The organism is Sphingomonas sp. LM7 (assembly GCF_002002925.1).
GTDB lineage: Bacteria > Pseudomonadota > Alphaproteobacteria > Sphingomonadales > Sphingomonadaceae > Sphingomonas.
The window spans coordinates 1,060,793-1,074,908 of the sequence record NZ_CP019511.1 but is presented as its reverse complement, the minus strand read 5'-3'; the positions used below and the strand labels follow the sequence as shown (position 1 = coordinate 1,074,908).

The following is a 14,116-nucleotide window of genomic DNA, read 5'->3' as shown; positions in this document are numbered from 1 at the left end:
TGCTGCAAAGCAGCGCATCTGTAAGAAATTGTTGCTGCTGCGGTGCAGCGTGTTCAGGCGGCGGGGAGGTGAATTTCGGCGCGCAACCCGCCTTCGGGACGATTTGACAGCGCGAGCACGCCGCCCTCTGCTTCGACTGCGCGCGCGACGATCGATAGTCCCAGCCCGAACCCCACGGTATCGCGCGCGCGCGCATCGTCCAGGCGGACAAAGGGTTCGAGGGCCCGGTCGATCGCTTCTTCGGGAATGCCGGGGCCGTCGTCCTCGATGCGGATGACGGTGGCGTCGTCCTGCTTGACCAGCGTCACCGCCACGCGATCACCATAATGGATGCCGTTCTCGACCAGGTTCATCACCGCGCGCTTCATTGCGATCGGATAGACCACGCGCTCGAGATGGACGGGGCCGGAATAGATTACGTCATGGCCATGGTCGCCCATGTCGTCGGCGATCGTGCTGCACAGGATGGCGAGATCGACTGCCTGCCGCGTCTCGCCGGTGGACTCGCCCGCGAGATAGGCGAGCAGCGAATCGATCATCGCCTGCATCTCGACGATATCGGTTTCGATCTCCTCGCGGACGCCGGCATCGCCGATCGCGTCGGCGCGCAGCCGCAGCCGGGCCAGCGGCGTGCGCAGATCGTGCCCTACCGCGGCGAGTGCCTGCGTCCGGTCGACCAGCAGCCGGTGGATGCGGTTCTGCATCCGGTTGAAGGCGTGGATCACGCGGCGCACTTCGCCGGGGCCGCCCTCCGCCACTTCCTGCATGTCGCCCGCGCCTACGCGCTCGGTGGCATGCGCGAGCCGACGCAGCGGCAGCAAGGTCTGGCGGACCATCACGCCGCCGATCAGGATGATCGCCACTGCAGGCGCCAGCGCGAGCAGGATACGGTCGAGCGAAAAGCCCATGTCATGGACCGGCTCGCGCGTCGCGAACTTCATCCAGCTGCCGTCGGGCAAGGTGGTGCCGCCGACGATCACTGCGTCGCGCGCCGGCCCGACCAGCCGCAGCTGCAGGCCCGCCGTCTTCAAGCTGGGCTCCCAGTCGAGCACCTGGTGGTGGATGCGGTCGAGGGTGGGAGTGACGCGGAGCGAAGTGGGGAGTTCCTCGCTCCACGCGATCCGGTAGCGCGTCGTCGTCAGGTCGGTGGCGAGGGCGGGGCGCAGAGCGGGCGGCTGCTCCGAAAGCAGCTTGCGCGCGATCACGATATGCTCGGCCAGGCGGCGCGCCTCGTCATCCTGCACCGAGAACTGGCTGGCGCGCTCGTAAAAGAAAGTGCTCGCACCGAATTCGATCAGGATCGCCAGCAGCAGGATCGCGAAGATCTGGCCGATCAGGCCCAGCGGCGCCCTGACGAGGCGCATCATTCGCGCGTGACGGGCGCGTTGAACATATAGCCGATGCCGCGCACGGTCACGATTGGGGCCGCGCTGCCGGTGGAGGAAAGCTTGCGCCGCAACCGGCTGACCAGCACGTCCACGCTGCGGTCGGAGCTGTCGCCCAGCCGCGTGCGCGACAGCTCGATCAGCCGTTCGCGCGCGATCACCCGGCCGCTATGCTCGCAAAGGCTGACGAGCAGGTCGAATTCCGCGCCGGTGAGATCCACGACGGCGCCGCTCGGTGAAAGCAGTTCGCGACGCGGCAAATTGAGCGTCCAGCCGTCGAAGCGAACCAGCCCCAGGCTACGCTGCGCGCTTTCCTGCTTGCCGCCCTCGCGACGGAGCACTGCGCGGATCCGCGCAATCAGCTCACGAGTGCCGAACGGCTTGGTCAGATAATCGTCGGCACCGAGCTCGAGCCCGACCACCCGGTCGGTCTCGCTGCCGCGCGCCGAAATGAAGATGATCGGAACCTGGCTCTTCTCGCGGATCATCCGGCAGAGATCGATGCCGCTGGTGCCCGGCAGCATGATGTCGAGGATGATGAGATCGACTGCCGCGCCCTCCAGCGCGAGCCACATTTCCGCGCCGGTCGCGGCGGGCCGCACGGCGAACCCATTCTCCTGCAATGCTCGGGAAGTGAGAGTCCGGAGCGCGGGATCGTCTTCGACAAGGACGATGGTGGGGGCGGTGGTCGTCGTCATCTTGGATTGCAACATCCCGGACGACGTAGAAACCCGCGGGGCAGGGGTCAACGCAGGGAATACACCGCACTGCACAAAACGCAGTGCAGCAACAATTCCTTACGGAAAGGGCGGAGTCGAGCAACGCTGCCTGCGTAGCGGCGGGTGATATCCTCTGGAAAGGAATACCCATGATCGCGACTTTGATCGCTCTTGCTGTCGCTGCCCAGTCCGCGCCGGTTGCCGAAATCCAGTATCGCTCTAACGACGTTGCCGGCGCCCTGAAGCAGGGCTGCAAGGTCCAGCGCGTCCCCGTCGCCGGCGGCCGTACCGAACTGACACCGATCATCCGCTGCCCCGCCGACCAGCTGGCCGGCCCGACCCAGGGCAAGAAGCCTGCAAAGAGCTGAGGCGCCTCGCACGCGGCGGCGATATCGGATAAGGCGCCGCGCATGCTGCTCCTCGTCCTCGCCGCCGCGATGCCGCAGACTGCCCAGTCGATGGATTTCCCCGCGCTCGACACCGCTATCGAGCGGTGTGAGCGCGCGATCGTGCTTCCGGTCTTCGCGACGGAAGCGCAGCGGCGGAGCACGGCGGTCACTGGCTTTTATCGCGAACAGGCCCAGATCGTCGTCGAGCGGATCGCCCTGGCCGACAAACGCCGCGCGATCCGCGAAGGCACTGCGCCGCCCGCCACCGAAGCGATCGTCCCGGCCACCGATCAGGAACTCGCGCTCGGCCAGCTCGCCCTGGACGACCGGCAGCGCGCGCTCGACGAGCGGCGCCGCCTGGAGACGATGCGCCAGGAGGCGATCGACCTGAAACGCCAGTATTTTCTCGTCAGGTGCGGGCCCGGCAAGAAGTCGGGCTGATCGCCGATTCCGCTGCTTACCGAGCTTGCCTTTGATGTAATGATGTAACATTGCGTTCGGCCAAAGGAAGCTGATGCTGTATATCTCGAACCAAACGCCGGGCGGTCATTCGCGCGAGGCGGCACCCTTGGTAGCAAACCCGCCGCGCCCCGCACGCATTCGCTCGATCGATGCGTTGCGCGGGCTGGTCATCCTGCTGATGCTCGTCGATCACACTCGCGAGTTCTTCTATCTCCATGCGCAGGTCGCCGACCCGATGAACCTGGCGGCGACCAGCCCTGACCTGTTCTTCACGCGGCTGGCCGCGCATCTCTGCGCGCCGGTGTTCGTCGCGCTTACCGGGGTGGCGGCATGGCTCTACGCAGCGCCGCGCGGTGGGGCGCCTGCAGCAGCGGCGTTTCTCGCCAAGCGCGGATTGTTCCTGATCGCGCTCGAATGGACGGTGGTGAACTTCGCCTGGACCTTCGATTTCACGCCCGCGACGGTGTTCCTCCAGGTGATCTGGGCGATCGGCCTGTCGATGCTCGCGCTGGCGGCGCTCGTGCACCTGCCGCGCGCCGCGCTGCTCGCAATCGGCCTGGCGATCGTCCTGGGGCACAATCTGCTCGACTCGATCCATGTCGCTCCCGGCACTCTAGGACACGCGCTGTGGGCGGTGCTCCACGATCGCGGATTCATCGATCTGCCCTGGGGCGGGCAGGCGCGGACCTCCTATCCGGTGCTGCCGTGGATCGGCGTGATCGCGGTCGGCTATACGATCGGCCCGTGGTTTGCGCGCGGCGTGGATCCGGCATGGCGCCAGAGGGCGTTATGGGGCGCCGGAGGCGTAGCGCTCGCCGGCTTCGCGGCGCTGCGCGCGTTCAACGGCTATGGCGAGCCGGTGCCGTGGTCATCGGGCGAAACTGCATTGCAGACCGCGATGAGCTTCCTCAACCTCACCAAATATCCGCCCTCGGCCGCTTTCCTGCTCGTGACGCTGGGGCTCGGCGCCTGGCTGCTCGCGGCGCTGGAGAAGCTGCCGGCGCGGCCGGTGGCGATGCTGGCTGTGTTCGGATCGGCGCCGTTGTTCTTTTACATCCTCCACCTCTATCTCCTCCATATCCTAAACCGCCTGGTCGGGCTGTCGCTCGATGCGGAAGGGCTGGTGAGCCTGCCCGATGTCGCTTCGCTATGGCTGGTGGCGATGCTGGTCGCGATACCATGCTGGTTCGCCTGCCGCCGCTTCGGACAGGCCAAGCGCGCAAGCGGCGCATGGTGGATGCGCTATCTCTAGCGCGCGGTAGCCGCGGACCTTAGGCTGGGCGGCGAATGATCCACCTCGTCCATCACCCGGCCTATGTAGCCCCGGCGCCGGCGCGCAGCCAGTATCAATGGAACAAGAACGGATTGGTCCGCGATCTGTTGCGCGCGGAAGGGGAGGGCTTCGTCTGGCACACGCCCGAGCCGATGCCGCGCGACTGGCTGGAGGCGGTGCACGATCCCGAATATGTCGCCGAAGTGCTCGAAGCCCGCGTCCCGCCGCACAAGGAACGCCGCATCGGCTTTCCGGTGACGCCCGAAGTGGCGCTGCGTGCGCAATGCGTCCCCGGGGGGACCTATCTGGCTGCGCAGCTCGCAATGGCGCACGGCTTTGCCGCCAACACCGCAGGGGGCAGCCACCACGCGCTGGCCGACACCGGCGCGGGGTTCTGCGTGTTCAACGATCTCGCACTCGCCGCCGTCCGGCTGGCCGAGGAAGGACGTCGCGTGCTGATCGTCGATTGCGACGTCCATCAGGGCGACGGGACCGCCGCGCTCACCGCGGGGCGGCCGGACATCGCCACCTATTCGATCCATGCTGAGAAGAACTTCCCGGTCCGCAAGGCGCGCTCGACGCTCGACGTGCCGCTCGCCGACGGCACCGGCGACGACGCGTATCTCGCCACGCTCGCTGCGACGCTGGTGCCGCTGCTCGACGATTTCGCGCCCGATCTTGTTCTCTATCAGGCCGGCGTCGATCCGCTGGAAGGCGACCGACTTGGTCGGCTCGCGCTCAGCTACCAGGGCCTGATCGACCGCGACCGCTGGATCGCGCGCAGCTTCGCCGACCGCGGCATCCCCTTCGCCAGCGCGCTCGGCGGCGGCTACGGCCTCGACGCACTCGAAGTATCGCGCCGGCATGTGACGTCGATTTGCACGCTCGGCACAGAGGCGGCAAAGCAGTCGTTGCAGGCCTGACGGAATATTCTACCTTGGGCGTATCGCAAGGGAGGCGTAGACCTCTCACAACGATAGACAAACCGCAGGAATAGGATGGCCATGGCAACTGCCGCGCATCAGCTTACTCCCGAGGAAGCATCGGCCAACCCGCCGGCGGAGGCGATCGTCGTCCGTTTTGCCGGCGATTCCGGCGACGGCATGCAGCTGACCGGTGGGCAGTTCACCCTATCGACGGCACTGGCCGGCAATGATCTCGCTACCTTCCCCGATTTCCCCGCGGAGATCCGCGCGCCGCAGGGCACCTTGTTCGGCGTCTCGGCCTTCCAGATCAATTTCGGCTCGGCCCGGATCGATACGGCGGGCGACCAGCCCGACGTGCTCGTCGCAATGAACCCGGCCGCGCTCAAGACCAATGTAGAGGCACTCAAGCCCGGCGGGCTGATCATCGCCGACGCGGGCGAGTTCGGACAGCGCAACCTCGACAAGGCGAAATACGCTGCCAACCCGCTCGACGACGGCAGCCTCGACAAGTGGCAGCTGCTCAAGCTCGACATCTCGGCGCTCACCGTGGAGGCAGTGAAGCCGTTCGGGTTGGGCAACAAGGAAGCCCTGCGCTGCAAGAACATGTGGACGCTGGGGCTGGCACTGTGGATGTTCGATCGCGAGCGCGAACCGTTGATCGAATGGCTGCGCGTCAAGTTCGCCAAGGCGCCCAATCTCGCCGAGGCCAATATTGCCGCCTTGAACGCCGGCCATGCCTATGGCGAAACCGCCGAACTGGGTGCGATGGGGATCTCCCAGCGCCAGGTCTCGGCCGCGCCCGCCGAGCCGGGGCTCTACCGCACCGTCACTGGGGCGGATTCGATCTCGATGGGCCTCGTCGTCGGCGCCCAGCTCGCCGGGCTGCCGATGTTCTTCGGCGGGTATCCGATCACCCCGGCCTCGGCGATCCTCCACAGCCTGGCGCGCTACAAGGAATATGGCGTCACCACCTTCCAGGCCGAGGACGAGATCGCTGCGATCGCTTCGGCGCTCGGCGCATCCTATGCCGGCTCGCTGGGCGTGACCTCGTCCTCGGGACCCGGCATCGCCTTGAAGGGCGAGGCGATGGGCCTCGCGATCATGACCGAGCTGCCGCTGGTAATCATTAATTCGCAGCGTGGTGGACCCTCGACGGGCCTTCCGACCAAGACCGAACAGTCGGACCTCTACCAGGCGGTCTATGGCCGCAACGGCGACGCACCGATGCCGGTACTCGCCTCGCGCTCGGCCGCGGACTGCTTCGACGTCGCGATCGAGGCGGTGCGGATCGCCACACAGTACATGACGCCGGTGATGATCCTCACCGACGGCTATATCGCCAATGCCGCCGAGCCTTGGAAGGTGCCCGATATGCGCACGTACCAGCCGTTCCCGGTGACCTTCCATACCGAGCAGCCGGCCGAGGGCGAGAAATTCCTCCCTTATGGCCGCGACGCCAGGCTCAAGCGCCCCTGGGTCAAGCCGGGGACGCCGGGACTGCTGCACCGCATCGGCGGGATCGAGAAGGCGGTCGGCACCGGCAATCTCGATTATTCGCCCGCCAACCACCAGGCGATGACCGATATCCGCCGCGACAAGGTGCTCGGCATCGATATCCCCGACCAGACAGTCGAGCAGGGCCAGCAAGGAGGCAAGCTCGTCGTGGTTGGCTGGGGGTCAACCTATGGCCCGATCGCCAGCGCCGTCCGCCGCGCCCGCGCGAAGGGGCGGGACGTATCCCATGTCCATATCCGTCACATCTGGCCGCTGCCGAAGAACCTGGGCGATCTTTTGGCGAGTTACGAGCATATCCTCGTCCCCGAAATGAACACTGGCCAGCTCAAGACCGTGTTGCGTGACCAGTATCTCGTCAACGCGGTGCCGCTCAACAAGGTCTCGGGCCAGCCCTTCACCATCGCCGAGATCGAAGCCGCGATCGGGCGCCACCTCATCAGCGATAAGCCTGAGGAACTGGCCGCCGACAATACGCAGCTTCCGAGCCCGGAGGCGGTAAATCCATAGCTCCCTCTCCCACAAGGGGAGAGGAGTAGAAGGTACGAAGCCATGAACGAGATCACTCCGATCCGCCCAAGCACGCCCAAGGACTGGGAGACCGATCAGGAGGTCCGCTGGTGCCCGGGCTGCGGCGATTATGCGATCCTCAAGGCGGTGCAGCGGACGATGCCCGAGATCGGCGCGACGCCCGAAAACACCGTATTCGTCAGCGGCATCGGCTGCTCGTCGCGCTTCCCCTATTACATGGAGACCTATGGCTTCCACACCATCCACGGCCGCGCGCCGGCGGTGGCGACGGGGGTCAAGCTCGCCAATCCCGATCTCGACGTGTGGATCATCACCGGCGACGGCGATGCGCTGTCGATCGGCGGCAACCACACGATGCATCTCCTCAGACGAAATCTGAACTGCCAGTTCCTGTTGTTCAACAACGAGATCTACGGCCTCACCAAAGGCCAATATTCGCCGACCAGCCGCGAGGGGACGCGCTCGCCTTCCACGCCGTTCGGCTCGGTCGATCACCCGGCCAAGCCCTGCGCCTTCGCGCTCGGCAGCGGCGCCCGCTTCGTCGCCCGCGGGATCGACGTGCACAAGAACCTGCCATCGGTTCTCAAGGCTGCGCACGCGCATCAGGGCGCTGCCTTCGTTGAGATCTTCCAGAACTGCATCGTCTACAATGACGACGTCTTCGAATCCTTCACTGCCAAGCCCAATGCCGCGCTCAACCAGCTCTGGGTGGAACACGGCAAGCCGATGCTCTTCGCCGGCGGTGCCAAGGGGATCGCGCTCGACCGCGAGGCGCTGACGCTCAAGGTTGTCGATGTCGCCGAAGGTGATTGGGAAGCCGCGGGCGTGATCGTCCACAATGTCGTCAACCGCGCCGTCGCGCACATGCTGGTCGAGATGCCGTTCGGGCCGTTCCCGATGGCGCTGGGCGTGCTCTACGACGATCCGGCGCCCACCTTCGAGAGCGCCGTAATCGCGCAGAACCAGGCCGCGGCCGAGGGCAAGAAGCCCGACCTGCAGAAGCTCGTCGCCAAGGGCCAGACCTGGATGGTCGACAAGCAGCCGCACTCGCTGTGATCGGCTAAACCCGCCGGCGCGCGATAAGCGCTTGCCCGCCGGCGGGACGTGCATTTAGGTCGCACAATGAACGCGCCGCAGCGAACCCAGGCCAGCGAGCCTCTCGAGCGTCGCTCGCGCCGGTTTCCCGACATCCTCGCCCCGATCCTGCATCGCCAGATCGACCGGTTCGACCGCGGCATCGCTCAAGGCAGTCTCGAACTGCTCCTGCCCAACGGCCGCGCGCGGCTGCTCGGCGGACGCGCCGACGGCCCCGTTGCCGTCGTCGAGTTGCGCAGCTGGCGCGCAATGCTCCGGCTGGCGCTGGAAGGATCGAGCGGCTGGTACGAAAGCTGGGAGGCGGGGGAGTGGGCCAGCCCCGACCCGGTCCAGCTCTTCGCGCTGTTTAGCCGTAACCGCGCCGGCCTCGCCCGGCCCGCACGCGCCACCGGCCCGTGGCGCGTCGCAAAGCGGGTCTGGCATTGGGCGCGGCGCAACCATCGCGGCGGATCGCGGCGCAACATCGAGTTCCACTACGATCTCGGCAACGACTTCTACCGCCCCTGGCTCGACGCCGGCATGACATATTCGAGCGCGCTGTTCGCCGATCCGGGCCAGTCGCTTGAGGATGCCCAGACCGCCAAGCTCCAGGCGATGCTGGATCGCACCGCGACGGCGTCCGGCGACACGATCCTCGAGATCGGCTGCGGCTGGGGCTCGTTCGCCGAACTGGCGCTGGGGCAGGGACGGCAGATCCATGGCATCACGCTTTCGACCGAACAAAAGGCCTGGGCCGAAGCGCGCACTGCCGGGCAGGACGGCGCCCGCTTCGCGCTCACCGATTATCGCGATGTCACCGGCACTTACGACGCGGTGGTCAGCATCGAAATGGCCGAAGCGGTCGGCCGCCGATACTGGCCTGCTTATCTCGCCGCGATCGCCCGCGCGCTGAAGCCCGGCGGCCGCGCAGCGTTACAGGTCATCACCTTCGACGATGCGCTGTTCGAAGGCTATGCGAACAATGTCGACTTCATCCAGCGCTATATCTTCCCCGGCGGACTGCTGATCCGCACGAGCGAGTTCCAGCGTCTTGCCGCCGCCAACCGTCTTGAATGGCGCGATCAGGTCAATTTCGGTCTCGATTATGCCGAGACACTCCGGCTCTGGCGCGAGAAGTTCGACGCGGCGGCCGCGGCGGGGCTGCTGCCGGCGCAGTTCGACGCGCGCTTCGTCGCCCTGTGGCGCTATTATCTCAAATATTGCGAAGGCGGCTTTCGCGGTGGCGGCATCGACGTCGTCCAGGCGACGCTGGTCAAGGAGGGGTGATGATCAAGGGGATAATGCTGGCGGGTGCGCTGGCGCTGGGAACGATCGCCGGTACGCCGGTCGCGGCGCAGGACACCAGCGGCCTGCGCAAGGTCGGTGCCGAGGTGCTGTTCTGGAGCCAGGCCCAGCGCGACGCCAATTTCCCGCACATGGAAAAGATATTTCCCGGCCATGTCGTCAAGGCCGGCGGCAAGATCCGCAGGCTGCCCGCGGGCACGCCGCTGCCTGTCTCCGATGCCGAGCTTGACGCCTTCATCGCCAGCCAGAACATCTCGGGCCTGATCGTCCTTCAGGACGGCAAGATCCGCCTCGAACGTTATGCGCGGGGCTATGATCGGGACGGGCGCTGGACCAGCTTCTCGGTCGCCAAGTCGTTCACATCGACCCTGGTCGGCGCGGCGATCAGGGACGGCTACATCAAGTCGGTCGATGAGCCGGTGACCCGATACATCCCCGAGCTTGCCGGCAGCGGCTATGACGGCGTCACCATCGCCCAGCTGCTCACCATGACTTCGGGCGTGAAGTGGAACGAGGACTATACCGACGCGAAGTCGGACGTCGCGCGCATGTTCCTCGAAGCCGTCCCAGCGGGCGAGGATCCCACAGTCTACTACATGAAGAAGCTATCGCGCGAGACCGCGCCGGGCAGCAAATGGGTCTACAAGACCGGCGAGACCAATTTGATCGGCGTGCTCGTGATGCGCGCGACCAGGAAGCCACTCGCCGACTATCTCAGCGAAAAGGTCTGGCGGCCGTATGGCATGGAGCAGGACGCCTTCTGGATGGTCGATCCGTCGGGCCACGAAGTCAGCGGCTGCTGCCTGTCGGTGAGTCTGCGCGACTATGCCCGGATGGGCCAGCTCGCGCTCGAAGGCGGCAAGGGGGTCGTCCCGGCCAACTGGTTCGCCGAATCGACTCGGTCCCACGCCGATATCGGTGCGCCGGGCCGCGGATATGGCTATCAATGGTGGACCTATCCGCAGGACCGCTTCGGCGCGCAGGGCATCTTCGGCCAGACGATCCGTGTCGACCCCAAGACTAGGACGGTGATCGTGGTCTCGGCCGCTGCGGACAAGGCCAGCGACCGCGACTACGGCATCGCGCGGACCGCGTTCCTCGACAAGTTGTTCGTGGCGGCTGCCAGATAACCTGCGCTAATCCCCTTCCGCTTGCGGGAGGGGTTCAGGGGAGGGGCTCACGGGGAGGTTCGCGCGACTCACGTAGGTCAGGCCTTTCCCCGACCCCTCTCGCAAGCGGAAGGGGAGCGATTGATCGACACCCTAGCCCTGTTATCCCACTCGCTCGAAATACCCCGTCTCGAATCCGTCGATCGCCAGTTGGGCGATCCGCTCGGCTACCACCTCCGGCGCCTTCACGCTTTCGGCATTTTCGCCCGGAAACGCGCGCGCGCGCATCTTGGTCCGCGTCGCGCCGGGATCAATGATGCCCACGCGTATGCCGCTGACGTGCCGCACTTCCTCGCCATAGCTCAGCAGCAGATTCTCGAACGCCGCCTTCGATGCGCCATAAGGCCCCCAATAGGCCCGCGGCGTGCGACCCACGCTGGAAGTGATGCCCAGCACCCGCGCCTGCGTCGCCGTCCGCAACAGCGGATCGAACGAAGCGAGCATCGCCGCCTGCGCCGTGACGTTGAGCGTCAGCACCTTGGCGAATTCCTTGAAGTCGATTGCAGGCACGGCGCTCAGCGTGCCTAGCGACGCCGCGTTGAGCACCAGCAGGTCGAGCGTGTTCCAGCGCTCGGAAACCGCCGCCGCGAGGCGCGCGACGCTCTCATTCTCGGTCAGGTCCATCGGCGCGATCGTCGCGGAGCCGCCCGACGCGTAGATCGCTTCCTCGACTTCCTCGAGCCCGCCCGCGGTCCGCGCAGTCAGCACTACATGCGCGCCCGCGGCGCCCAGCGCGCGCGCAGTGGCCGCGCCGATGCCGCGGCTGGCGCCGGTGACGAGCGCGATTTTACCCTCAAGCGACTTGTCCGTCATCTATCCACTTCCGTTCGCCCTGAGCTTGTCGAAGGGCGGTTCTTTTCGAGACATGCGCTCATAAAGGAGAACCGCGCTTCGACAAGCTCAGCACGAACGGGAGGGTAGTTCAGCCCACGCGTTCTTCGAGCAGTGCGAACTGGTCGACCGGCTGAAGCTCATCCTGGTCGGTGAGCGTGGTCGGATAGTCGCCGGTGAAGCAGGCGTCGCAATATTTGGGGTGGATGTCGGCGCGGTGCGCCTCGCCCAGCGCCTTGTACAGACCGTCGATGCTGACGAACGCCAGGCTGTCGGCATGGATGAAGTCGGTCATCCCCTCGACGTCGAGCTTGGCGGCGAGCAGCTTGGCCCGCTCGGGCGTATCGACGCCGTAGAAGCACGAATGCCGCGTCGGCGGGGACGCGATGCGCAGATGGACCTCGGCCGCACCTGCTTCGTGCATCATCTGGACGATCTTGAGGCTCGTCGTTCCGCGCACGATCGAATCGTCGATCAGCACGATACGCTTGCCCTTGATCAGTTCCTTGTTGGCGTTGTGCTTGAGCTTGACGCCGAGGTGGCGGACCTTGTCACCCGGCTGGATGAAGGTGCGCCCGACATAATGCGAGCGGATGATCCCCAGCTCGAACGGGATGCCGCTCTGCTGGGCATATCCGATCGCCGCCGGCACGCCCGAATCGGGCACCGGGACGACCAGATCGGCATCGACCGGCGATTCGATCGCCAGCTGCGCGCCGATCGCCTTGCGCACCGAATAGACGCTGCGGTCCTCGGCAATCGAGTCTGGCCGCGAGAAATAGACATATTCGAAGATGCACGGCCGTGCCGCGACCGCGGGAAAGGGCTTGTGCGAGCTGATCTCGCTGCCTTTGACGATCACCAGCTCGCCGGGCTCGACATCGCGGACATATTCGGCGCCGACCACGTCGAGCGCCACCGTCTCGGAGGCGAAGATGATCGAATCGTCGAGCTTGCCCATCACCAGCGGGCGGATGCCCAGCGGATCGCGGCAAGCGATCATGCCCTCGGGCGTCATCACGATCAGCGAATAGGCGCCCTCGACTTGCTTGAGCGCATCGATGAACCGGTCGATCAGCGTTCGATATTGCGAGGTCGCGACGAGGTGAATGATCACTTCGGTGTCGCTGGTCGACTGGAAGATCGCGCCGCGCCGGACCAGGTCCTTGCGAAGTCGCATCGCGTTCGAGATGTTGCCGTTATGCGCCACCGCGAAGCCGCCGCTCGCCAGCTCTGCATAGAGCGGCTGGACGTTGCGGATCGCAGTGTCACCGGTGGTCGCATAGCGGACATGACCCGCCGCCGTGTTGCCGGAAAGGCTGCGGATCACGTCGTCGCGATCGAAATTGCCGGCGACATGGCCCATCGCGCGATGCGTGTGGAACTGATGGCCGTCCCAGCTGGTGATGCCGGCGGCCTCCTGCCCACGGTGCTGGAGTGCATGGAGTCCCAATGCCACCAGCGCCGCAGCGCCTTCGGAATTGGAAACACCGAAAATGCCGCACTCTTCGCGCAGCTTGTCGTCATCAAACGGGTGCGTGGTAAGCATCAGCCCTCAAGGGGTTGGGAACTCTCCGGGGCCATATAGGCAGTTCGCCCGGGTTTGTCGCCGGTTTGTCACGAGGAAATGAACTTCCGGGCGATTTCGTTGGTTTTTCAGGGTGAAAGGAGCCCCGCATGGCCCAGGATCACGGACCCCAGATCAAGAACGACAAGCTTTACGAGGACCTCCGCGCCGACGGTGCATCGAAGGAAAAGGCCGCGCGAATCGCCAATGCGAAAGCCGCCGGCACGCTCGACAAGGGCGGCACTCATCTCGAGAACCGCTCGAAGGACGAACTGTACGACGAAGCCAAGGACATTGGCATCGAAGGCCGCTCGAAAATGGACAAGGACGAGCTGATCGACGCCATCCGCGAGCATTGAGCACCCGCGACGGTAGGGCGCCGGACGATACGGGACTCACCGCGCTTCAAAGGCGGCCTTGGATATCAGCCGGACGTGCACGGCACCCTGCGCCCCCTTGCCGCCCTCGACCGGCGCCAAGGGGGCCTGCAGTGAAACAAGTATATAGCCATCCGGAACGGCGCTGACGAAGATCATGTCGGTCATGCCCTTCGATCGGGCGTCCTGCTGCGCGCGGAAGCCGCTGGCGGTAAGGGCGGCAATGACCTTCTTCTGCACTTCGACGGTCTGAGTGGTGTCGGCGAGAACCAGGTGGCAGTCGTTGGCCTCCGCACTGAAGCCGACAAAGACATTGTTCGGCCGCTTGGCCAGGCTGAACCAGGTCGGGAAGCGGCCATAGTCGGACGCGATGATGTCGGGCACGGCAGCGAGCTTCTTCAACGAAGCGTCTGTAGCCGGAGAAGCGCCGCGGGTAGCGCGAAAACAGACCTCGGGAAGGGCATTGACGAAGATAATGGCAAGCTCGGGATCACCAGTGGCGATCTGCGGCAAGGCGCTTGCTTGTGGTGCGGGATGGGCCAGAAGCGCGGCGGCGAGCAGGGCGTCGAACATGAGGCTCTCTCCGAAAGTTGCCG

At 65.7% G+C, this 14,116-nt stretch carries 14 protein-coding genes; 9 read left to right on the top strand and 5 right to left on the bottom strand.

What is annotated here, in order from left to right; genetic code table 11:
- Positions 1 to 53: 53 nt before the first annotated feature.
- A complete protein-coding gene (locus BXU08_RS05000) occupies positions 54 to 1,367 on the bottom strand; it encodes an ATP-binding protein (protein WP_077509082.1) in 1,314 nt (437 codons plus the stop codon).
- Entirely contained in the window at positions 1,364 to 2,083 is a 720-nt protein-coding gene (locus BXU08_RS04995) for a response regulator transcription factor (protein WP_077512023.1), read from the bottom strand. The genes BXU08_RS05000 and BXU08_RS04995 overlap by 4 nt, the downstream gene beginning before the upstream one ends.
- A gap of 170 nt (positions 2,084 to 2,253) precedes the next feature.
- On the opposite strand from BXU08_RS04995, the gene BXU08_RS04990 reads away from it, so the two are divergent.
- The 8 genes from BXU08_RS04990 to BXU08_RS04955 all read left to right on the top strand — a co-directional run bounded on the left by BXU08_RS04990 (position 2,254) and on the right by BXU08_RS04955 (position 10,706).
- On the top strand, positions 2,254 to 2,472 hold the full coding sequence (locus tag BXU08_RS04990) for a hypothetical protein (protein ID WP_077509081.1): 219 nt from the start codon (positions 2,254 to 2,256) through the stop codon (positions 2,470 to 2,472).
- 42 nt (positions 2,473 to 2,514) lie between these two features.
- Entirely contained in the window at positions 2,515 to 2,934 is a 420-nt protein-coding gene (locus BXU08_RS04985) for a hypothetical protein (protein WP_077509080.1), read from the top strand.
- 73 nt (positions 2,935 to 3,007) lie between these two features.
- Positions 3,008 to 4,207 (top strand): DUF1624 domain-containing protein, encoded by a 1,200-nt coding sequence (locus BXU08_RS04980; RefSeq protein ID WP_077509079.1) that lies wholly within the window; start codon positions 3,008 to 3,010, stop codon positions 4,205 to 4,207.
- A 35-nt stretch (positions 4,208 to 4,242) separates the two neighbouring features.
- Positions 4,243 to 5,151 (top strand): histone deacetylase, encoded by a 909-nt coding sequence (locus BXU08_RS04975; RefSeq protein ID WP_077509078.1) that lies wholly within the window; start codon positions 4,243 to 4,245, stop codon positions 5,149 to 5,151.
- A gap of 81 nt (positions 5,152 to 5,232) precedes the next feature.
- Entirely contained in the window at positions 5,233 to 7,176 is a 1,944-nt protein-coding gene (locus BXU08_RS04970; protein ID WP_077512021.1) for a 2-oxoacid:acceptor oxidoreductase subunit alpha, read from the top strand.
- A 42-nt stretch (positions 7,177 to 7,218) separates the two neighbouring features.
- The gene (locus BXU08_RS04965) at positions 7,219 to 8,253 is read left to right on the top strand and encodes a 2-oxoacid:ferredoxin oxidoreductase subunit beta (RefSeq protein WP_077509077.1); all 1,035 of its coding nucleotides are present in this window, start codon (positions 7,219 to 7,221) and stop codon (positions 8,251 to 8,253) included.
- A 66-nt stretch (positions 8,254 to 8,319) separates the two neighbouring features.
- Entirely contained in the window at positions 8,320 to 9,558 is a 1,239-nt protein-coding gene (locus BXU08_RS04960; RefSeq protein ID WP_077509076.1) for a cyclopropane-fatty-acyl-phospholipid synthase family protein, read from the top strand.
- Entirely contained in the window at positions 9,558 to 10,706 is a 1,149-nt protein-coding gene (locus BXU08_RS04955; protein WP_253190514.1) for a serine hydrolase, read from the top strand. Before BXU08_RS04960 ends, BXU08_RS04955 begins: the two co-directional genes overlap by 1 nt.
- A 141-nt stretch (positions 10,707 to 10,847) precedes the next feature.
- Here BXU08_RS04955 and BXU08_RS04950 read toward each other — a convergent pair whose 3' ends face one another.
- Entirely contained in the window at positions 10,848 to 11,558 is a 711-nt protein-coding gene (locus BXU08_RS04950; RefSeq protein WP_077509075.1) for an SDR family NAD(P)-dependent oxidoreductase, read from the bottom strand.
- A 109-nt stretch (positions 11,559 to 11,667) separates the two neighbouring features.
- Positions 11,668 to 13,125 carry an amidophosphoribosyltransferase gene (purF, locus tag BXU08_RS04945; protein WP_077509074.1) on the bottom strand — a complete coding sequence of 486 codons (1,458 nt, stop codon included), beginning with the start codon at positions 13,123 to 13,125 and terminating at the stop codon, positions 11,668 to 11,670.
- Between the two features lie 128 nt (positions 13,126 to 13,253).
- Between purF and BXU08_RS04940 the strand changes: the two genes are divergently transcribed.
- Positions 13,254 to 13,502 (top strand): Rho termination factor N-terminal domain-containing protein, encoded by a 249-nt coding sequence (locus BXU08_RS04940; RefSeq protein WP_077509073.1) that lies wholly within the window; start codon positions 13,254 to 13,256, stop codon positions 13,500 to 13,502.
- A gap of 36 nt (positions 13,503 to 13,538) precedes the next feature.
- Here the strand turns inward: BXU08_RS04940 and BXU08_RS04935 are convergent, their stop codons facing one another.
- Positions 13,539 to 14,093 (bottom strand): hypothetical protein, encoded by a 555-nt coding sequence (locus BXU08_RS04935; RefSeq protein ID WP_077509072.1) that lies wholly within the window; start codon positions 14,091 to 14,093, stop codon positions 13,539 to 13,541.
- Positions 14,094 to 14,116: the final 23 nt, after the last annotated feature.